An 18,558-nucleotide genomic window follows, 5' to 3' on the forward strand; every position below is an offset into this window, starting at 1 on the left:
ATCTCTGTCACTCGACTGCAGAGCAGCGCATGCCACTTGGCTGAGACCGCGCAGCCGTGGTGGCTACGCCGTTTGACGGAATGCTGTTTCATTTGGAACGCGGGGTCTTCGGCGACAAAGCCGGTTGAGATGGTGCCCTTGGTGAGGAAGGGTCTGTGGTCATGGAGTACTTCTGCTACCACCGTGACCGGCTGGGCTCCCTCGCGTTACGCGAGGAGTTGCTGGAGGAGCACTGGTCCTACATGGACCGGTACGCGAAGGAGCTGATCGCTCGCGGTCCGACCTTCGCCGATGATGGTGAAACGCCCACTGGAAGCGTGCATATCGTCGATCTGCCCGATCCCGCCGCTGCCCGTGCGTTCGCCTTCGACGAGCCCAACTACCAGGCCGGTGCGTACCGGGACGTGCTGCTGCGCCGGTGGCGCAACGTGCTGGGGCGCACCATGTGGGATTTTCCCGGTGGCCGGAGCGGTGGCAACCGGTACCTGGTGCTCGGCCTCGGCGAGGGCCTGGCCGCAGACCTCGCCCTGCCGCCCGACCAGGACGAGCTGATCGCGTACGGGCCGCTGCTGTCCGACGAGGGCGACACATGGCTGGGTACGGCGGTGCTGCTCAGGGCCCCAAACCCGGATTCGGCACGCGCCGCCCTGACTCCGGACCGGTACGCGGACATCGAGGTCCACGACTGGGAGTTCGGCGGGCGTCGATGAACCACGGAGGCACCGGGCCGATGCCATCTCCGGAGCGCATTGACCTGGGACAGGAGCGGTGATGGTGGCGATGCGGGCGGTTCCATTGGTGGGCGGGCCGGTGGAGTTACGGGGTGCGCTGGACCTGGAGACCACAGCGGCAGGGGTGATGCCGCGCCGGTTGCCCGCGTGGACCAAGAAGCAGTACCAGGACCCGTCGGTCTACGGGGTGACCGTGATGCCTTCGGGGGTGCGGTTGGTGTTCCGCACCGATGCGCGCGCATTGGAGTTCGAGGTACTCACCTCCACCGGCCAGCTCGACGCCGACCCCCACCCTCGCCCAACCGGGATGCTGGAGTTGTTGGTGGACGGTGCCCTGGCCGGGCGTCGGCAGGCGCCGGTGGGCAACGTGCTGCGGATGGCGGGCCCCGGGGCCGTACAGCGACTCATCCCGGGCAAGCCCGGGACCGTACGGTTCGCCGGACTGCCGGCCGGTATGAAGAACGTCGAGCTGTGGCTTCCGCAGCAGACCCCTACGGAACTGGTGGCACTGCGCGCTGACGGCGACGTGCTGGCGCCGCTGCCGGACGGGCGGCGCCGCTGGGTGCACCACGGCAGTTCCATCAGCCACTGCATCGAGGCTGACGGCCCGACCGGGACCTGGCCGGTGGTGGCAGCTGCGCTCGGAGGGGTGGAGGTGATCAACCTCAGCCAGGCGGGCAACGCGCTGCTGGATCCCTATGTCGCCCGGACGATCCGCGACACGCCCGCCGACCTGATCAGCCTGAAGGTGGGCATCAACATCGTGAGCCTGTCCGCCTTCCGGCTGCGGACGTTCGGCCCGGCGGTACACGGATTTCTGGACACGATCCGGGACGGTCACCCGGACACCCCGCTGCTGTTGATCTCCCCGGTGAGCTGTCCGGCCCTTGAACAGGTTCCCGGCCCGACCGAGACCGGACCGGACGGGAGGATCGCTGCCCTGGGCGACCCGGCCGATGTGGCCGGCGGCGCACTGTCGCTGACGGTGGTCCGTGCCGAGCTGGCCCGGATCGCTGCGGCACGACAGGCGTCTGATCCCCACCTCCACTGTCTCGACGGACGAGCGCTGCTCGGCCCGGACGAGGCAGACGACCTGACCGACGGCCTTCACCCCACCGCCGCCGCGTACCGCCGAATGGGCAAGCGCTTTGCTGCCCACGCCTTCGCGACCAACGGTCCCTTCCGCTGAGCTGTTATTGACCTCCGGTGTCGAAATGCGCTTCGAACTGGGCCGCTGGCCTGGGCATTCGCCGGACGGCAGGTACCGCGATGGGGACGGGATCGGGTGCGAGTGGGGGTGACCCGCACTGGGCTGGGCGGAGAGGATGCTGCCCATGCGCGCCGACGCGAACGGGCTCTTCGCCTACAGCAACGCCGGCCCCACCAGGGACGGGAGCGGCGTGCTCCACCTTGCTGCCGCGGACGGAAAGCGGACGCAGCTCCTGAGGCTCCCCAAGGGCTTTGCGGTCTCATACATGCAGTCACAGCTGGCCGGGCCCGGAATGGACCTGCCGATCGTCTACCAGGACGGGCGCCTCTTCTTCCATCTCACCTCCGGCTTCGATCCCTCTCTGTCAGCCTTGGGTGAGACATCCCGTTCTGCGGGGTTAGCCTGAGAGGGCACGACAGGAGAACCGTCCCTTATGCCCAGTACAGAGCCCGTCGGGTCCGAGCCGGCGCCGAGGCCGAAGCGCCGCACTTTCACCTCGGAGTACAAGCTGCGAATCGTCGCCGAGTACGACGCCGCGCCCAGGAACGAGAAGGGTGCGGTCCTGCGCAGGGAACGGCTCTACCACTCGCATGTCAAGGAGTGGCGGGCCGCCCGGGATGCCGGGGCCCTGGAAAACCTGGTCGACCGCCGGACCAGCCCGGCCCGTGCGAAGAAGTCCGCCGCGGAGGTGGAGAACGAAAAGCTGCGGCAGCAGGTGGAGCGGTTGCAGAGGGACCTGGCACGGAACAAGGCCGCACTCGAGGTGATGGGAAAAGCTTCCGCGCTCTTGGAAATGATCTCCGAGAGCGCGGACTGAAGCCTGCCGCCGGCCCTGTCGTGGACGAGGCGTTCACCAGCGTCGAGGTTCAGCTGGGCATCACGGCCGCCTGTCGGCTGACCGGCCGCTCCCGCGCCACGCATTACCGTCGGCTCCGGCCCCCACCACCACGCAGAACACGTGCCCCGCAGATGCAGCCGTCGGCCCTGACGGCCGAAGAGCGTTCTGCGGTACTCGAGTTGATGAACGGCGACCGCGCGTACCTGGATGCCGTGCTCGTGCCGGCGGTCGGTGTACCCGTAGAGGGTGGTCAGCCATGACCCGTCCGGCAGGAGTTGGTCGGGGGCCAGACTGTAGCGTTTGATCGCCAGTCGCATCAGCAACTGGGCGCCCGAGGCCGACCAGACCCGCCACAGGCCAACTCCCGGATAGCCGCGGTCGGCCAGGACCAGCATCCCCGGACGCATGGAGCGGGCCAGATCCTTGGCCGCGGTGGTCTCGTGCGTGCTGTACTCCGTGATCGCAGCGTCCACGATGACGCGAGTGCCGCACTCCACCAGCCCCACGATCCGGGCCTGCGGGAACGCGGCCCGCTTGTAGGGCCGCTTCCCAGGCTTGGGCCGTCCGCCGTGCCGGCCGAACGCCTCGTCATTGGCCGGGGTATCGGCGATGTCAACGCAGGTGCCGTCCACCGCCATCAGCCGCAGACCCGCCAGAACGCCCACGTGTCCGACGGCTCGGCCAGCGGCACCACAGAGCCGGCGAACAACTCCCGAAACGGCTCCCAGCCCAGGCGCCGACGAGCCAGGAAAATCGAGGACTTGGCCGGCTCCCGCCAGGCCCCCATCAGACCGACCTGACGAAGCCCGAAGGTCATCTTGCGCATGACCTCCAGATACGGGTCCGGGGAGAACAGTGCCAGCCCGAGCACGAAGTACAACACCAGCCGGGCCGGCAGCAGTCTGGACCGCTGCTCGGACCGCCCGCATGCCGCGATCGCCCGCTCGATCTCCGCCGCCGGATACACCCGCGCCAACAGCCCCACACTCACGACATCGCGAGCCCCCGGCACCAAACTCTCCTCGCACCTGACAAACCATCACACCTACATCAAGGGCACCTTAAACTAACGGTATTGGATCAAGGTGCCATCATTCTCACCGCGGCCCTCGCCCACGCGGCCGGGCTGGTGGTGGGAATGGACATCGCCCGCAACGTCACTCTCCTTCTGGCCCTCGCACTCCTCACACGCCGCCTCGCCAACGAAGCCACGGCAGCAGGAGCAGGACTGATGCTCCTCAACATCAACCTCATGCTCGGCCGCGTCTACAACCCCGATGACTACGCGACCCACACCTGGTGGGCCATTACCCTCTACCCTTCCGACAGCATGACTGCGTGGCTGGTCACGGTGGTCCTGTTCGCACTCGCACTCCTGTTGGCATTCTCGCGGACTGCCGATTCCCGTTGATGCCTGAACCACGAGGAGCCCAGGGCACCAGCACCTGCACCTCGGACACTGCCCGGACAGCCCGCCGCACCGAGACATCCGCAGCGATCTTCCGCACCTTCGACAACCCCCTCCACCCGGCCGCCCCGGACCCGTCGACCTGCCCCGCCCCACCTGATCACGGGTAGCGGCTACGCTCCTGCCCGCGGGACAGCCCGCACCCCGCCCTCCGAACCCAGGGCAGGGTGCACCCACGTACAGGGCCGCTACGGCAACCCTCACGACAGCACCAGACCCCCGCAGTCCTCTGCGGGGGTTCTCGTCGTCAGACCCGGGTGCGGGCAGGGGCGCCGAGGCTCGGTGATCAACCCTTGGGGCGGCCCTGCTCGCCGTCGGCGGGTGTTTGCGTCCTGGCCCGGTAGGCGCGCTTCTTGGCGAGGGCACCGCAGGTCTTCATCGAGCACCAGCGCGCGGCACACGACCTCGATTCCGGGCCGCTGGGCCAGCCACGCGATTGCGTCGATGGCCAGAAGAGCCCTGGAGAAGGCCTGGTCCGTCGTCCGAGGGGTCGGACCCGCCGAAAGACGGGAGTGGCACGGCCGCGCGGTCGAAAGGAGGGCGGCCGAGCCGTTCAATCCGTCGACTTCAGGCGAGGTCGGTGGCGGGCTCGGTCGCGTAGCGGCTCATCGCGTCGATGTTGGCCTGTCGCGTCAGCGGCCGGCCGCCGGCGAGCACCTCCTGGAGGTCTCGGAAGTACTGCACGTACAGGTCGGGGGTGAATGTGCTGAGCATGACGGCGGGCTGGTCGGTCGGGTTGGCGAAGGTGTGAGGGGTACCGGGCGGAACCATCACGAGCGTGCCCGTGGTGGCGTCGCAGTCCTCGTCCCCGACGGTGAACCGCACGGTGCCGGAGAGGATGTAGAAGCCCTCGTCGTGTTGGGCGTGGCGGTGCTGCGGCGGTCCCTGGGTGTGCGGGGCGAGGACGGACTCGGCGATCGCGAGGCGGTGCCCAGTGTGGCTGCCGTCCTCCAGAACGCGCATGCGCGTGGTGCCCAGAACGATCGTCTCGCCGTCGCCGGGACCCACCACCGATACGGCGAGGTCGGTCTGCGGCTCGCTGGTCTTCGCTTCTTCGGTCATGCTCACGAGTGCACCGCCGGAACCCCGCCAGTGTCCAAGACCCATCCCGCAGCGCCGATACCCCGTGGGTATCGTTGCAGCGTGGAGCTACGGACCTTGCGCTACTTCGTGGCGGTCGCCGAGGAACTCCACTTCGGCCGGGCCGCCACCCGACTGCACATGAGTCAGCCGCCGCTGAGCCGGGCGATCAAGCAGTTGGAGGCCGATGTCGGGGCCCTGCTCTTCGCCCGCTCGCCCACCGGCGTCACGCTCACTTCGGTGGGCACGGTGCTGCTCGACGAGGCGCGGGCCCTACTCGACCACGCCGACCGCGTCCGTGTACGCGTGAGCGCAGCGGCCGGCGTCGCGACCATCACTGTCGGCATCCTGGGCGATGGCACCGACCCGGGAGTATCCAGGCTGGCCGCCGCCTACGGCCGAAGCCACCCCGGCATCGACATCCGCATCCGCGACACCGACCTGACCGACCCGACGTGCGGGCTGCGCGCCGGGCTGGTCGACATCGCCCTGACCCGGGCGCCGTTCGACGAGACTGCCCTGACGGTGCGTGCGCTGCGAACCGATCCGGTCGGCGTGGTCCTGCGCGCCGACGATCCGCTGGCCCGCCACGACCGGCTGCGGCTGGCCGAGCTGAGCGACCGCCGCTGGTTCCAGTTCCCGCAGGGCACCGACCCCATCTGGCAGTCGTACTGGAACGGCGGCAGGCCGCGCGAGGGCCCAGTGGTGCGCGCCGTCCAGGAATGCCTGCAGGCCGTGCTGTGGAACGGCACGGTCGGCCTGGCCCCGCTAGGACACGACCTGCCCGCAGAGCTGGCCGTGGTACCGCTGATCGACATGACGCCGAGCCGAGTGGTCGCGGTGTGGAACGAAGGTGACACCAACCCGTTGATCCGATCCTTCGTCGAGATCGCGACAGCCGCGTACCGCCACTGAGCACCGGCAACCGGCGCTGCCGCATCCCGTGAACAACTCGAACGCCGCGGCCCTCGGAACTGCCTCCCAAAGCGGTGAACATCTGCTGTCCCTTCCCTGTCGCGTACAGAGCCAGCCATCGGCGTCGACGGCCCGCCACAGGTACTTCAGCTCACCGTTGATCTTCACGAAGACCTCGTCCAGGTGCCACTTGTCGCCCGGCTGCACACGCCGGCGGCCCAGGCCGTTGGCGTAGGCCTGCCCGAACTTCGTACACCAGCGGCGGACCGTCTCGTGGGAGACGAGCACGCCGCGCTCGAGCATCAGCTCCTCGACCTCGCGGAACGACAGCGGGAAACGGAAGTACAGCCACACGCAGTGCGCGATGATCTCCACCGAGTACCGGTGCCCCTTGCACGACGGCGGCGCGCTGTCCACGGACGACCCCTCCCAGCACGACCAACCAGAAGATCATCCCAGGCCGGTCAGTCAACGTGACAGAGCCGACCAGATCACTCCGTTACGGGCAGGCACTCGGTGAGCAGGTCGATGACGTCGCGCCAGGCTCGCTGCGCGTGCCGTGGGTGGTAGCCGACGCCGGGACGCACGGTGTGGTCGACCGGCGGGTGGTGGAAGGCGTGCAAGGCGCCGCCGTAGACCACGAGGCGCCAGTCGACGCCCGCGGCCTGCATCTCGGCGGTGAACGCGTCCCGTTGCGCGGGTGGCATGATCGGGTCTTCCGACCCGACCCCGGCCCACACTGGGCAGCGGATGCGCGCCGTCTCGCCCGGTCGGCCTGTGGTCAGTGCGTTGACTGTGCCGATCGCGCGTAGGTTGACGCCGTCGCGCCCGAGTTCCAGCCCGATGGCGCCGCCAGTGCCGTAGCCGACGGCGGCGATCCGGTCGGGGTCGGTCCGCGGTTCGGCGCGCAACACGTCGAGCGCTGCGTGGCCGATGCCCCGCATCCGGTCGGGGTCGGCGAGCAGCGGCATGCAACGGGCCAGCATCTCGTCTGGGTCGCCCAAATAGCGCCCGCCGTGGACGTCGAAGGCCAGCGCTACGTATCCCAGTTCGGCGAGCGTATCGGCCCGGCGGCGCTCGACGTCGCTGAGCCCCGGACCCTCTGGTCCGAGCAGCACCGCGGGCCGGCGGTCGACGCCGGCCGGGAGCGCGAGGTGCCCGATCATCGTTAGGCCGTCGGCCGGGTACTCGACCGTGCGCGTTGTAATCGTCGTCATGAGACTGGACCGTAGTGATCGTCGAGCCCGGTCGGGCCGGTGTTCTCCGCCGGCAGAACAGCGCGGGAGTGCCTCTGAAATGCGGCGATGGCTCACAAGATCCGTCACAAACCCCGTTCCCGCAGCAGCGTTATCGGATCACTTGCCCTGGGCACGGTGCTGGAGGTGGACCTGCCGGGTCTTGCGCCGGGGGAGGCCGGGGCGATCGACGACGTCGACCAGCTCACTCAGAAGATCACCGAGCTGCTGGTCGGGTCGGTGATGGGGCTCATGGTGGTCGCGGCAGTGGTGGCTGCCTGGGCCAAGACGAAGTCGGTGGTGTCCGCCGGCGTGGCACTCGCCGGCGGAGCCGCGCTGTGGTTCGCGGTGATGAACGCGGCGGTGTTCCGCGACAGTGTGGGCGAGGAAATCGCGCCGGACAGCGGCACTGCCAAGAGCGCGGGTGCCGGTTACTCGGTGGTCCGGGTCATCGAGCCGGTGCCCGGTGACCGGCGATGAACGGATTCCTGGCCGGGTGTGTGGCGGTGCTGTTCGCTCGATTCGCCGTGTCGTACGTGTGGGCCAAGATCCGTTCCCTGCTGGCTGCTTCGGGGGCCGTGTTCGTCAGCGCGGCGACGGTGTGGCAGATGTTCGGTGAGCTGCGATGAGCGGCGCTGCGGAGTCGTCGCCGGAGGTGCTGGTCGGCCGGTGCTACACCCGGGCGCGCCGTCACCCTTTGATGATCGGGAAGTGGCCCGGTGGGCGGGGACGGATCTGGGGTGGCCCGTACACGGTGCCGCAGATCGTGGTCTTGGCCGTCTCGCTCGCGGGCCTGGTGCTGACGCGAGGGCTGTGGGCGTATTTCGGGCTGTTCAACTACGCGATCGCGCTCGGTGGGCCCTACGGGTTGTCGCTGCTGGTGCGCCACATCCGGGTCGACGGCCGTAATCCGCTGGCCGTGGCCGCGAGCTCCGCCTCACTGGTGACGAGGCCGTCCGGGGGGCGGTTGGGCGGGCGTCCGCTCAGGGCGCTGGGCAGTCACCGGGCTTTGATCGGGGTGTGCAGCGTCACCTGGGCCGCATCGCAGCCCGGAGCAGGTAGCGGGAGCGCGGGCCGTCCCGTGCTCCGTCCGGCTCGGTCACAGGCTGCGGCCTCCCGTGCGATGGGCGTCGGCCGCAGCACCACGGCAAGAGCCGTCCCTGTGGCCGTCGCCCAGGAGGACGTCGGCGTAATCCGTGGAGCGGCTGGCCGGCGGCCGGCGCCGGTCGCGGCGGCGTTGCTCGCCGCCCGGCGCCGCGAAAACCAGTTCAGCGCGAGTGATGCGCCCGTGGCGCAGCGAGGGGAGTGATCCGCGATGCGGATGCCGATCCGGCATGTGGCCGGGAACATGATGTGGACCGTGCACGGTCAGGTCTGGGCAGACTACCGGGTGGCGGGAGCGGATGCCGCTCACACGTCGCGGCGGGCGAAGGAGCAGCGGCTGAAGCAGTTGGAGGCGCTGGTCAAGGCGCTCAAGGGTGAGTCGATGCTGCTGAGTCTGTGTCCGGCCGTCGACCCGGCGAGCGTGGTCGCGAAAATGGCCGAGGGCATCGACCTGGTGGCCTCTCCCCGGTACCGGCAGGCCACCGGTGTGTTGCGGGGGCAGCTGGAGCAGCTGGATCTGGCGGGGCGTACGGACTGGCTGGCGGTGCCGCTGCCGATGACGCGCGGGGAGTCGGCGCGGGAGGTCTTCGCGGCGGCGCGTGCGGACGTTGCCCTGCAGCTGGGGCTGCTGCCGCGGCCGGTGTCGGCGCGCGAGGAGGACGAGCGCCTGGCCCAGGCGCAGCGGGTGGCGTCGGTGTGGCCGTCGGCCATTGCTCTGCGTCCGGCGACGACTGCTGAGGTCTTGTGGATCTACGGGCACAGTGCCCGTCGCGGCATTCTCGAACCAGTCCTGCCGGACGGGGCAGGTCCTCGGATGCGGGGCCGGGGCCGGGGTGCGGCAGCGCTCGGCCAGGTGGTGCTCGCCGAGGGGGGCAACCTGCTCGAAGAAGAGGCTTTGAGTGGCGGCGCTGCCGGCTCCGGCCGGACCGCACAACAGGCGGGGCGGCGGAAGGCGGGGCGGGCGAATCCCTTTGCGCGGCGGTGGCTGGAGGTGACCACGGAGTGGGGGCCCTCGTATCAGGTGATGCTCGCCCTTTCCGAGATGCCCGAGGCGTTCGCGTCCCCGGGGTCCGAGTACCTGTCGTCGCTGGACGCGTTCTCGTTCCCGGTGGACTGGGTGGTGCGCCTGAGTGTCTCTTCCGGCACCGAGGCGGAGGCGAAGACTCGGCGTCAGGCGCGCGAGCTCGCCAACCAGTACAACGAGTACGACGGTGAGACCGCGGGTGTCCCGGCCAGCGTCGACAAGGCGGTGGGAAGCCTGGACGAGTACCGCGAGCGGCTGACCGCCTCCAGCACAGAGGTCGAGGTCCGTGCCATGACCGCCCTGTGCGTGTGGGGCGGCACCCCGCAGGAGGCCGAGCGGCGGGCCGGGGAGCTCGCCGGGCACTTCGCCGGCAACGAGTACACCTTCGCCCGGCCGCGCGGCGAACAGGAAAATCTCTGGCACGGGATGCTGCCCGGTACCCGCACCCCGCAGGTCATGGCCCAGTACGCGCAGTACCTGGTGGCACGGGACTTCGCGATGGCCGGCCCGTTCACCGGCAGCGGACTCGGCGACGCCGCGGGGCCTCTGTTCGGGCTGCAGCTGGCCGGCGGCGGGGTCCGTCCGGTACTGACGGACTGGACGCGCGGCCCGCGGGAGAACACCTCGGCAACCGCCGCATTCCTCGGGGAGCTCGGTGCGGGCAAGACGACCGCGATGAAGTCGGCCGTCTACTCCGTGCTCGCCGCGGGCCGGCGGGTGCGGGGCGGTACGCGGCGCGGCCGGGCCGTGATCGTGGACCGGACCCCGCGCCAGGAATGGCTCCGCTACGCACAGGCATGCCCGGGTGAGACCGAGTGCATCACCATCGACGACCAGGCCGCCGTCTCCCTCGACCCGCTGAGGATCTTCACCGGGCGGGAAGCGCAGCGCTTCACCGAGAGCTTTCTGACACTATTGCTGGGGCTGGCTCCGATGAGTGATGAGGGCATCGCGTTGTCCGAGGCGGTCGAGGCGGTGCTGGCCGATCCCCACCCGTCGATGCGGGTCCTGGTCGAGGAGCTCACCAACCGCGGTGCGTCCGGTGACACCCATTCGGCGATGGCTGCCCGCCGCCTGTCCGCGGTCAGGCGCAAGGACCTGGCCCGTGCGGTGTTCGACGAATCGCTGCCCGTGGTCCGCGACTCGTCGGCCGACACCCTGGTCTTCTCGGTGTCCTCGCTCGCGCTGCCCACCAAGAGCGAACTGCGCGGCGGTGGGGACCGGCTGGACAAGATGGAGTTCGAGAAGATCTTCGGGCGTGCGGGTGATGTACCTGATCGCTGCCCTGTCCCGGAAGGTCGCGTACGCGGACCTGGACGAGTTCGCTCTGGTGGTGTGGGACGAGTGCTGGTGGCTGACCTCCAGTCCGGAGGGCCTGGCCCTGGCGCTGGAGCTGGTCAAGGACGGGCGCAAGCACAATGCCGGTGCCCTTTTCGGTGGGCATGACGAGGACGACATCGGCCCGGCCGACAACGAGAACGGGCAGATCCTGCGCGGTCTGATCCCCCGCAAGTTCGTGTTCCGGCACACGGACACCAACCTCGCCCGCCGGGCCCTGCGCTTCCTTGGCTGCAACCCGGACGACGAAGACCTCATCGCCCTGGTCACGACCGGGCTGTCGCCCAATGGCCCCGAGCTCAGCGACGAGGAACGCGCGGCGCGGGCCGGCGAGTGCCTGCACCGCGATCTGACCGGGCGGATCGGCGCTATGCAGGTCACGCTGCCCGCCGACGAACAGGCCGTCGCTCACATCCACTCCCAGCCCATGCAGAGCGCAGCGGCATGACCAGGCGGGCCGCCGCACCGGCGGGAACACCGACAGCACGCACCCGGGACCGGGGCATACGGGTGCTGCAGGGGATCAAGCGGTGGCTGCGCCCTGGGCGGTCCATGGCCGTGGGCCTGGCGCTGCTGGCGCTGTCGTGCCTGACGTCGCTGGTGCTGGCGACCGTGACGGCCAGCGCGGCCCCCACGCCGTCGCCGACGCCTTCGGTGGGCCCGACGCTGCCCGGCCCGGACAACCCTCTCGACCCGAGCCCGATGGTGCCCGACCCGGCTGCCTCGGGCAGGCCGGACGACTCCCCGCTGATCCGGGACGCGAACAAGGAGGCCAAGCAGAAGGAGAAGGCTGCCCGTACCGAGTTCGACAAGCTCGTGGCGAAGTACAAGAGGGACCGGGCCGCACAGGGCGGGGTGCTGTCCGCGTTCAATGTGACCGACCGGGACGGGAATCCCGTCAGTTCGTACCGCATCTACTCCGACACCGGGGACTGGAACGACTGGGACCTGAGCGTGGAGGGGTTCCTCGTCGAGATGGCGTTCATGGGGAACAAGTGGATCGTCAGCTTCGCCTGCTTCCTCCTGACCTGGAGCCTGGCCTTCTCCCTGGCCGGGCTGATGCTCAAGCCGGCGCTGCAGGTCTCGACGTCGCTGTACGGCGGGGTCGTCGTGCAGATGGGTCTGCCGGCGCTGTTCCTCACCTTCACGATGGTCGTCGCGTCGTGGCATCTGCTGTTCGGGAACCGCGTGCGCGGCTGGGGCGAGATGGCGGCGGCCCTGGTCATTTCCGCGCTCGCGCTCGGAGCTCTCGCCTCGCCCCCGCAGCTCCTGCTCAGCAAGGACACCGGTGTGGTGGGCACGGTGCGGGTGCTGGCCGTCGAGACCGCCGCCCTGGTCCTGGACAAGGAGGCCATCGACACGAGCCGGCCGACCACCGACAACGGGTGGGAGAAGAAGCCTTCCGGGTCGACCGTGGGCGCGCGCAGGTCCGTTCGTCGCCGAGCGCGCTGGCCCGGCCCATCACCGATGCCCTCGTGGACGCGTTCGTCGCCCGGCCGGCCATGCTCCTGTCCTACGGGCGGACCTTCGAGGGCAGCTGCGGGAAGAAGTTCCGCGACTCGCGGATCCAGCAGGCCGTGTTCGACCAGCTCGTCGACTCCAAGATGGAGAAGCAAGTCCTTCCTCAAGGACCTGCCAGGCTTCGGGATCGCGCTGCCCGACAACGTCAAGAACTGGATGGTCGACACCACCGTCGACGCCACCACCTCCCAGATGCTGGAACAGGTCCACACAGCGGGCCCCATCGCGGCGTTCGAGAAGGCTTGCGTGACGAACGCGGGCACGCTGAAGAAGGCCTCGATGGATAAGGTCGGCGGCGCACTCTTCATGCTCCTGGCCGCGTTCCTCACCTGCGCGTTCGTCATCGCCCTGGACGCTGCATTCCTCTTCGCCCAGCTGCAGATCGCCATCGAGGCGATGATCGCGAAGGTTGCCCTCGCCGCCGGGATCCTGCCCGGCCCCGGCCGCGCCTGGCTGTGGGACCGGGCCGCGGCCATCGCCTCCCTGTCCGTCTTCATCGTCGTCGTCAACGCCGTACTGAACACACCGGAAAGCGACCTCCCGGGCGGTCTCACCATCCGGTTCGTCCTCCTGGACTGCGTCTGCGTCGCCGCGTTCATCGTGGTGAGGGAGAGGTGGCCGTACGGACGGCTCAGGTCACGATCATGACGTCATCGTGGAGATGTTCGACGTGCTTCGGCAGGTGCACGGTGACGGGGCCCTCTGCCTGTGGAGAGGAGTCCGGCTCCAGGTCTTGAGTAGGGGTCACCCGTCACCGTGCACAGCTATTAGGTCTTGAGCATTGCTCCGCTGGGGTGGTGGAACGTACGCACTCATGGATGAACGACTACGGCAAGCTACGACGCTGCACCGAGAGGAGCGGCAAGGTCGTGGACTTCTACCTCTACCTCGCCGCCACTCTGGTTACACTCCGCATCCTCATCCGCCGCGCTACTCGCCTCTACCGCTGGGACGGACGCCCCACCACCCGGAGGCTCAAGTGACGTCTAATGTCGGACGGACGGTACAAGCACGCGCGGACCCCCAGTTTCGCGGAGGCGGGAACGCATCAGCCGCTCTCTGCGGGATCAGGGTCCGGATAGATCTCGTATGGCTGGTCGGTCAGATCCCCGTCCACCCACACCTGCATCCCGTAGCCAATCGGCGTGTCGGGGTACAGGAGAGGCAAGTTGCTCTGAGTGTCGGCGAAATCGTCTCGAGCGTCCAGAAGCCGCAGCTCCTCGCCATGGCGTAGTACCAAACCGGTCAGGAAGGCCGGGACGAGCTCGTCGAAGCGGACCCAGTCGACCAACACCCGTCCCGTGCCTGCATCGTCAGGAATCGAGATGAGGGAATGCAGATCGACGTGTCCGACACGACGCCCGTTTTCGATCAACCAGAGGTCAGCCGTCTGGTCAAAGTGTGCGTCGACCATGTCCGGATCGTCGTTCTCAACGAAGATGTTCCGTAGCAGGAAGCGGATGTGCTCGCGGTCTCCGTAGACGAAGAAGACGCTCCAAGCCATCTGGGCGTCATTTGCGGTCTCGAGCACGTAGCAGCTTCGGCCCTCAAGCTCGTCTGGTGTTGGAATGATCTCACCTTATTCTCATCGGTCAGCTTTGCCCACGAACATGGTGCCAGACACGGAAACGCCGCCCACGCTCTGTTGATCGAGTGCATCACCACCGGCCGTGGCGAGGGATCCCACGTGAGCGCGGAACTCGCAGTCGCCAATGCCCCCCCCCAGACCGCACCTGAGTTGTGACAGCCCAGGGAACGGGTGTCCACGTGCTCGGGCAGCAGGGCTGCGAATGGTTCCACAACGGTTCGAGCAGGCATGATGGCAGGACAGGCAGGAGCCCTCCGGTGATCACTGAGCGTAGAGAACTCCATGATCACCCCGGCTCGTGCCTGCTCCACATCCGAGGAGCCAGTCCAACTACCAGTGCACGCCTACTGCCGGGCGCTCTTAGTAGGGATGGTCATGTGTCGGACGCTGCCGTCGTCCGAAGTCCCGGAGGCGTTGAACCAGCCCTCACCCTTCTTCGAGGACCGGCTCAACCCACGTGAGGCAGAGGGCTCGCACAAAGCCCCGGACGTGCCCTACGAATCCAGGTTCACCCAGAGGTGCCAGTTGCTGGTGGTGCTGCTCTTCTTGCAGTACCAGTCGGAGTAGGTGCCGGCCGACCCGAACGACAGGCATGCGCTCTGGGACGAGAAGGTACCGACGTCGACGTACGTCCGCGTCTCGGAGGGGGCAGGTGCCGCCTGCGCGGTCGCGACCGTACCACCCGTCAGCAGGGCGGCTCCCAGTGCAGCGCCGGTGAGCAAGATTCGTGCACGCATAGTTTCTCCTTCTCTGCGGACCTTTTCACCCAATGCGGGCGCGGTCGCGCAGTAGAGAAGCCTCGCGCGGGGCTTACTTTCTCCTGCCACGAAGCAGATGAATTTCTCCGTTGCCGTCTCCCGACCGAGCGCTTACTCGATGCTCGGCCTTGAATTGGGCCTGGACACATCGTCTTTGGCCGGGCGTGCTCTCGACAAAGACCGTCGGCTGTAGCCGAATGTCCCTGGCCAGCACGTACCACGCACAGAAATTCGGACATGGGGGCTTTATGTTGCGAATCCACTTCACTTCGGAAGATCTGGCGCGGGTGACGATCGGCTACAACAGCTCGCTGCCGGTGAGTGAGGCCGTGATGAGTCTGCAAGCGCTCCGTCGCGGCTCGGGGCCACGGTTCTCCGCGTGGCGGCACGGTATCGGAAAGCAGCTGCCTGCGCGGGCGTCGCTGCTCGGTTCCCTGGTGCCAGCCTCCGGCTGGGCTCCGGACTTCCTCACCCCGGGCCCCGACCACGCATCCCCCACCACGGGGGTGTTCGACGCGATACGAGGCACGCCGCGAAGACGTCTCAAGGCAGAACTGCGCCGTCTGTCGAGCCACCACCGTCTGCCCGCTTGGGCACAGCTGCTGGCCGACGGGGACCGCGACACGCTGGACGTGGTGACCGACACCCTGTCCGCCTACTACGAAGTCGCGGTAACCCCGTTTGTCGACCGTATGCGGGCCGTACTGGACGCGGACCGTGCCTGGCGGGTGCACACCATGGCACACCTCGGTGTCGGTGCGGTACTGGCCGGCCTGCACCCGCAGGTGCGCTGGGAGGAACCCGTGCTGGAACTTCCCGGCCCACCCGGACAAGGCCAGATCGACTTCCACTTGGAGGGGCGAGGACTCCCCGGACTCAATCGGTTGTCGCAACACCGGCTTCTTGAGTCAAGAGTAGGTGTTCGTTGAGGGCTTCAGCGGGTGTCTTCCATCCGAGGGTTTTGCGGGGGCGGCTGTTGAGGGCGAGTGCAACGGCTGCGAGGTCGTCTGTCTGCCATCGGGACAAGTCCGTGCCCTTCGGAAAGTACTGCCGCAGCAACCCATTCGTATTCTCGTTCGTGCCGCGTTGCCACGGGCTGTGCGGGTCCGCGAAGTAGATTTCGAGGCCGGTGTCGACGCGGAGCCGGGCATGCTGTGCCAGTTCTTTGCCGCGGTCCCAGGTCAACGAGCGACGCAGCTGCTCGGGCAGCGTGGTGATCGTGGAGGCGATCGCGTCCCTGACGGCCTCGGCACCCAGACCGGCCAGCGCCGGCCCGTTCTTCACCCTCGGCCCGGTGCCAAAGCCTTCCATCCGGGGCAGGTGCAGCAGCATGGTAAACCGGGTCGTGCGCTCGACCAGAGTGCCGATCGCGGACTTGCCGGTGCCGATGATGAGGTCGCCTTCCCAGTGTCCCGGGACTGCCCGGTCCTCGGCCTCGGCCGGTCGTTGGCTGATCATCACCTCGGGGGTGACGTGCCCGTTCGCCCGCCGTCGGGCTCGGGCGCGGGGAACCCGCAGCGCACGCCCGGTACGCAGACAGCCGACCAGCTCACGCTTGAGGGCTCCACGTCCTTGGATGTAAAGCGCCTGGTAGATCGCCTCGTGCGAGATGCGCATGGACTCATCATCGGGGAAACCCGTCCTGAGCCGGCCCGCGATCTGCTCGGGACTCCAGGCCGTCGCCCACCGCCGGTCCTGACGGCGGGGCTTGTTCCGTCCCTTCCACCGAGGCGTCTTCGGCCCGGTGACCTGTGTTCCGTCCGGACGACGTACATCCCCGGCGAGCCGGTCCTGCACATACTCACGCAGCCGTTCATCGGCCACGAGCTTCGGCGTCTTCGGACGCCGTGCCGCCAGTTCCGCCTTCCACCGGGCGATCGAGGCCCGGTAGTCGAGCTGCCCGCCGCGGGTGGCCGCGTTGCACCTGGCTCGCAATACTGTCCGCCGACTCGCCCATGCGGCTACCGCGGACGAACTACTCGTCGGACGCTGGACCGGCCGCACCAGCATCCTCGATCCCTACAAGCCTTACCTGCACCGGCGGTGGGCCGAGGGCTGCACCGTCGCCCGTCGCCTGTTCGAGGAACTCCGCGAGCGCGGCTACCGCGGCGGCGAAAGCGTCGTCAAGAAGTACGTGCAACGGCTCCGGGAAGCCTTCCCGCACGACGATCCGCCCCGCAAGAACCCGTCCACGCGTGACGTGACCAGCTGGATCACCCGCCGCCCCGACCGCCTCGACGACGACCAGGCCCAGCAGCTCAAGAAGATCTTCGCCCGCTGCCCCGAGCTCGACCGAACCGCCGAACACGTGCGCGCGTTCGCCGAGCTCATGAACAACCGCCAGGGTCGGCAGCTGGGCCAGTGGATCGAGCACGTCCAGGCCGACGAACTGCCAGCCCTGCACACCTTCGTCAACGGCCTCGGCCAGGACCTCGACGCCGTCGTCGCCGGCCTCAGCCTCCGCTACAGCTCCGGCGCCGTCGAAGGTCACAACAACAAGATCAAGATGCTCAAGCGACAGATGTTCGGCCGGGCCAATTTCGATCTGCTCCGCAAGCGGGTCCTCCTCGCGGCGGGAGGCCGTTCATGATTGCGGTTGTGGTGACCCTCCGTGGCCTGAGCACGGAAAGTGATCCAGAACCAGAATTCAAGCGACGCCGAGAGTGCCGGTCTCGATGATGGTGCTGTTGAAGGCGAGCACCTGATTCTGACCCCGGGCCGCTCAGATCAGAGCGTGAGGGACGTATCTTGATGGCGTGAAGAGACGGCGCTGGTGGTCCGCGATCAGCTTGTGGGTTATGTGGTGGGCGGCTATTACCGCGGCCTTTTGGTTCTTGGCCAAGGTTCTCGACCAGCCGACGGACCTCGCGGGGTGTGCGGCGAGTGCTGTGCTGGTGATTGTCGTAGGTGAAGTCGGTGATCGACTGCGGAGGCGCTTCTTCCCTCGCCGGGAGACGGGCTGACAGTCCGGCTGGTCAGGGCTCTTGCTTCCTCGTCCGTCCGCTTCGGGTGAGACGCCTGGTCATGAGGGTGATGGCCGCCCAAGTGATCAAGGTCTCGGAATGCTGGACGAGCCGTTCGTAGTCCCGCGCGTGCCGGCGGGCGTGCATCATCCAGGCCCATGTCCGTTCGACGACCCAGCGGCGGGGAAGCACGATGAACCCGGGGGCGCCCTTGGGACGGCTCACAGTCTTGATCGTGAGGCTGAGATACTTCTTTGCCCAGGTCACGAGCTTTCCGGCATAGGCGGAGTCCGCCCAGACGATGGTGATCTCGGGATGCATCAGGCGGAGGCGGAAGAGGAGTTCCTTGGCTGCGTCGCGGTCGGTGAGCGAGGCCGGGGTGACCATGACCAGCAGGGGCAGGCCGCGGGTGTCGACCACCAAGTGCCGTTTGCGGCCGTTGATTTTCTTGCCCGCGTCGTAGCCGCGCGAATCCCTGCCCACGGTCTCGGCGGCCCTGACACTCTGGGAGTCGATCACGGTCGCGACCGCCCGGGGGCCTTTGCCCATCTCACGGCGGATCCGCCCGGAGAGGTGGTCGCGGATCTGTCCGATCACGCCGGCGGCGGCCCAGCGGGCCATGAAACCCCAAACCGTGCGCCAGGGCGGGAAATCCGCAGGTAGAGCCCTCTATTTGCAGTCGGATGCGGTGGCGCCCACCGAGTCGGGTCCACTCCGCACGATGTCGTCCACTCCCGGGCCGGTGACGCCCATCGTGGTGCGCGCGGCGGTGCGCACCCGGTACG

18 protein-coding genes and 6 pseudogenes are annotated in these 18,558 nt (G+C 68.3%); 14 read left to right on the forward strand and 10 right to left on the reverse strand.

Annotated features, from left to right (window positions below; all coding sequences use genetic code 11):
* The first annotated feature begins 161 nt into the window (after positions 1–161).
* The 3 genes from OHA19_RS01870 to OHA19_RS01880 all read left to right on the forward strand — a co-directional run bounded on the left by OHA19_RS01870 (position 162) and on the right by OHA19_RS01880 (position 2,347).
* Positions 162–710, forward strand: a complete 549-nt coding sequence (locus OHA19_RS01870; protein WP_405722134.1) for a YciI family protein — start codon at positions 162–164, stop codon at positions 708–710.
* Between the two features lie 70 nt (positions 711–780).
* Entirely contained in the window at positions 781–1,920 is a 1,140-nt protein-coding gene (locus tag OHA19_RS01875) for a GDSL-type esterase/lipase family protein (protein ID WP_405722131.1), read from the forward strand.
* A 145-nt stretch (positions 1,921–2,065) separates the two neighbouring features.
* Positions 2,066–2,347, forward strand: coding sequence for a hypothetical protein (locus OHA19_RS01880; protein WP_405749160.1), 282 nt, complete (start codon positions 2,066–2,068; stop codon positions 2,345–2,347).
* A 173-nt stretch (positions 2,348–2,520) separates the two neighbouring features.
* Here OHA19_RS01880 and OHA19_RS01885 read toward each other — a convergent pair whose 3' ends face one another.
* Positions 2,521–3,444 carry a transposase gene (locus OHA19_RS01885; RefSeq protein ID WP_405720618.1) on the reverse strand — a complete coding sequence of 308 codons (924 nt, stop codon included), beginning with the start codon at positions 3,442–3,444 and terminating at the stop codon, positions 2,521–2,523.
* A complete protein-coding gene (locus OHA19_RS01890) occupies positions 3,417–3,791 on the reverse strand; it encodes a transposase domain-containing protein (protein WP_405720615.1) in 375 nt (124 codons plus the stop codon). The genes OHA19_RS01885 and OHA19_RS01890 overlap by 28 nt, the downstream gene beginning before the upstream one ends.
* A 63-nt stretch (positions 3,792–3,854) precedes the next feature.
* Here OHA19_RS01890 and OHA19_RS01895 point away from each other — a divergent pair, with 63 nt between their 5' ends.
* Positions 3,855–4,190 (forward strand): hypothetical protein, encoded by a 336-nt coding sequence (locus OHA19_RS01895; RefSeq protein ID WP_405720613.1) that lies wholly within the window; start codon positions 3,855–3,857, stop codon positions 4,188–4,190.
* 343 nt (positions 4,191–4,533) lie between these two features.
* Here OHA19_RS01895 and OHA19_RS01900 read toward each other — a convergent pair.
* Both OHA19_RS01900 and OHA19_RS01905 read right to left on the reverse strand, forming a co-directional pair.
* Positions 4,534–4,647 (reverse strand): annotated as a pseudogene (locus OHA19_RS01900) (CGNR zinc finger domain-containing protein); the annotation flags it as partial.
* Between the two features lie 167 nt (positions 4,648–4,814).
* The gene (locus OHA19_RS01905; RefSeq protein ID WP_405720610.1) at positions 4,815–5,309 is read right to left on the reverse strand and encodes a cupin domain-containing protein; all 495 of its coding nucleotides are present in this window, start codon (positions 5,307–5,309) and stop codon (positions 4,815–4,817) included.
* An 81-nt stretch (positions 5,310–5,390) separates the two neighbouring features.
* Here OHA19_RS01905 and OHA19_RS01910 point away from each other — a divergent pair, with 81 nt between their 5' ends.
* Positions 5,391–6,242 carry a LysR family transcriptional regulator gene (locus tag OHA19_RS01910; protein WP_405720607.1) on the forward strand — a complete coding sequence of 284 codons (852 nt, stop codon included), beginning with the start codon at positions 5,391–5,393 and terminating at the stop codon, positions 6,240–6,242.
* Between the two features lie 114 nt (positions 6,243–6,356).
* Here the strand turns inward: OHA19_RS01910 and OHA19_RS01915 are convergent.
* Both OHA19_RS01915 and OHA19_RS01920 read right to left on the reverse strand, forming a co-directional pair.
* Positions 6,357–6,659: pseudogene (locus OHA19_RS01915) on the reverse strand (transposase); the annotation flags it as partial.
* A 74-nt stretch (positions 6,660–6,733) separates the two neighbouring features.
* Positions 6,734–7,459: a dienelactone hydrolase family protein gene (locus OHA19_RS01920; protein WP_405720605.1), complete on the reverse strand. Its 726-nt coding sequence runs from the start codon at positions 7,457–7,459 to the stop codon at positions 6,734–6,736.
* A gap of 87 nt (positions 7,460–7,546) precedes the next feature.
* Between OHA19_RS01920 and OHA19_RS01925 the strand changes: the two genes are divergently transcribed.
* The 7 genes and pseudogenes from OHA19_RS01925 to OHA19_RS01955 all read left to right on the forward strand — a co-directional run.
* On the forward strand, positions 7,547–7,957 hold the full coding sequence (locus OHA19_RS01925; RefSeq protein ID WP_405720602.1) for a hypothetical protein: 411 nt from the start codon (positions 7,547–7,549) through the stop codon (positions 7,955–7,957).
* Complete coding sequence (locus tag OHA19_RS01930) at positions 7,954–8,106, forward strand: hypothetical protein (RefSeq protein ID WP_405749163.1); 153 nt, start codon at positions 7,954–7,956, stop codon at positions 8,104–8,106. The genes OHA19_RS01925 and OHA19_RS01930 overlap by 4 nt, the downstream gene beginning before the upstream one ends.
* Positions 8,103–8,786 (forward strand): hypothetical protein, encoded by a 684-nt coding sequence (locus OHA19_RS01935; protein ID WP_331734634.1) that lies wholly within the window; start codon positions 8,103–8,105, stop codon positions 8,784–8,786. Before OHA19_RS01930 ends, OHA19_RS01935 begins: the two co-directional genes overlap by 4 nt.
* 1,317 nt (positions 8,787–10,103) lie before the next feature.
* Positions 10,104–10,787, forward strand: a pseudogene (locus OHA19_RS01940) (ATP-binding protein); the annotation flags it as partial.
* A gap of 85 nt (positions 10,788–10,872) precedes the next feature.
* Entirely contained in the window at positions 10,873–11,391 is a 519-nt protein-coding gene (locus OHA19_RS01945; protein WP_405720596.1) for an ATP-binding protein, read from the forward strand.
* Positions 11,388–13,112 carry a hypothetical protein gene (locus tag OHA19_RS01950; RefSeq protein ID WP_405749166.1) on the forward strand — a complete coding sequence of 575 codons (1,725 nt, stop codon included), beginning with the start codon at positions 11,388–11,390 and terminating at the stop codon, positions 13,110–13,112. Before OHA19_RS01945 ends, OHA19_RS01950 begins: the two co-directional genes overlap by 4 nt.
* Positions 13,113–13,258: 146 nt before the next feature.
* Positions 13,259–13,447: pseudogene (locus OHA19_RS01955) on the forward strand (IS5/IS1182 family transposase); the annotation flags it as partial.
* 65 nt (positions 13,448–13,512) lie between these two features.
* Here OHA19_RS01955 and OHA19_RS01960 read toward each other — a convergent pair.
* Both OHA19_RS01960 and OHA19_RS01965 read right to left on the reverse strand, forming a co-directional pair.
* The gene (locus OHA19_RS01960) at positions 13,513–13,995 is read right to left on the reverse strand and encodes a hypothetical protein (RefSeq protein ID WP_405720590.1); all 483 of its coding nucleotides are present in this window, start codon (positions 13,993–13,995) and stop codon (positions 13,513–13,515) included.
* 551 nt (positions 13,996–14,546) lie between these two features.
* The gene (locus tag OHA19_RS01965) at positions 14,547–14,789 is read right to left on the reverse strand and encodes a hypothetical protein (protein WP_405720587.1); all 243 of its coding nucleotides are present in this window, start codon (positions 14,787–14,789) and stop codon (positions 14,547–14,549) included.
* Positions 14,790–15,007: 218 nt separating this feature from the next.
* On the opposite strand from OHA19_RS01965, the gene OHA19_RS01970 reads away from it, so the two are divergent.
* Positions 15,008–15,739, forward strand: a complete 732-nt coding sequence (locus tag OHA19_RS01970) for a hypothetical protein (protein WP_405720584.1) — start codon at positions 15,008–15,010, stop codon at positions 15,737–15,739.
* On the opposite strand, the pseudogene OHA19_RS01975 reads toward OHA19_RS01970, so the two are convergent.
* Positions 15,687–16,736 (reverse strand): annotated as a pseudogene (locus OHA19_RS01975) (IS30 family transposase); the annotation flags it as partial. The gene OHA19_RS01970 and the pseudogene OHA19_RS01975 sit on opposite strands and share 53 nt — an antisense overlap.
* A 208-nt stretch (positions 16,737–16,944) precedes the next feature.
* Between OHA19_RS01975 and OHA19_RS01980 the strand changes: the two are divergent.
* Positions 16,945–17,400, forward strand: a complete 456-nt coding sequence (locus tag OHA19_RS01980; protein ID WP_405753190.1) for a transposase — start codon at positions 16,945–16,947, stop codon at positions 17,398–17,400.
* 402 nt (positions 17,401–17,802) lie between these two features.
* Here the strand turns inward: OHA19_RS01980 and OHA19_RS01985 are convergent.
* Positions 17,803–18,442, reverse strand: a pseudogene (locus OHA19_RS01985) (IS5 family transposase); the annotation flags it as partial.
* Positions 18,443–18,558 lie beyond the last annotated feature (116 nt).

The sequence above is a fragment of the Streptomyces sp. NBC_00012 genome (assembly GCF_045040875.1).
In the GTDB taxonomy this organism is placed as follows: domain Bacteria; phylum Actinomycetota; class Actinomycetes; order Streptomycetales; family Streptomycetaceae; genus Streptomyces.

Excerpts from the sequence above, each read along its gene's own strand:
- OHA19_RS01920 (WP_405720605.1), bottom strand. The coding sequence starts at position 7,459 with ATGACGACGATTACAACGCGCACGGTCGAGTACCCGGCCGACGGCCTA.
- OHA19_RS01880 (WP_405749160.1), top strand. The coding sequence starts at position 2,066 with ATGCGCGCCGACGCGAACGGGCTCTTCGCCTACAGCAACGCCGGCCCC.
- OHA19_RS01945 (WP_405720596.1), top strand. The coding sequence starts at position 10,873 with ATGTACCTGATCGCTGCCCTGTCCCGGAAGGTCGCGTACGCGGACCTG.
- OHA19_RS01970 (WP_405720584.1), top strand. The coding sequence starts at position 15,008 with ATGTCCCTGGCCAGCACGTACCACGCACAGAAATTCGGACATGGGGGC.
- OHA19_RS01950 (WP_405749166.1), top strand. The coding sequence starts at position 11,388 with ATGACCAGGCGGGCCGCCGCACCGGCGGGAACACCGACAGCACGCACC.
- OHA19_RS01935 (WP_331734634.1), top strand. The coding sequence starts at position 8,103 with ATGAGCGGCGCTGCGGAGTCGTCGCCGGAGGTGCTGGTCGGCCGGTGC.
- OHA19_RS01925 (WP_405720602.1), top strand. The coding sequence starts at position 7,547 with ATGGCTCACAAGATCCGTCACAAACCCCGTTCCCGCAGCAGCGTTATC.
- OHA19_RS01870 (WP_405722134.1), top strand. The coding sequence starts at position 162 with ATGGAGTACTTCTGCTACCACCGTGACCGGCTGGGCTCCCTCGCGTTA.
- OHA19_RS01875 (WP_405722131.1), top strand. The coding sequence starts at position 781 with ATGCGGGCGGTTCCATTGGTGGGCGGGCCGGTGGAGTTACGGGGTGCG.
- OHA19_RS01905 (WP_405720610.1), bottom strand. The coding sequence starts at position 5,309 with ATGACCGAAGAAGCGAAGACCAGCGAGCCGCAGACCGACCTCGCCGTA.
- OHA19_RS01965 (WP_405720587.1), bottom strand. The coding sequence starts at position 14,789 with ATGCGTGCACGAATCTTGCTCACCGGCGCTGCACTGGGAGCCGCCCTG.
- OHA19_RS01930 (WP_405749163.1), top strand. The coding sequence starts at position 7,954 with ATGAACGGATTCCTGGCCGGGTGTGTGGCGGTGCTGTTCGCTCGATTC.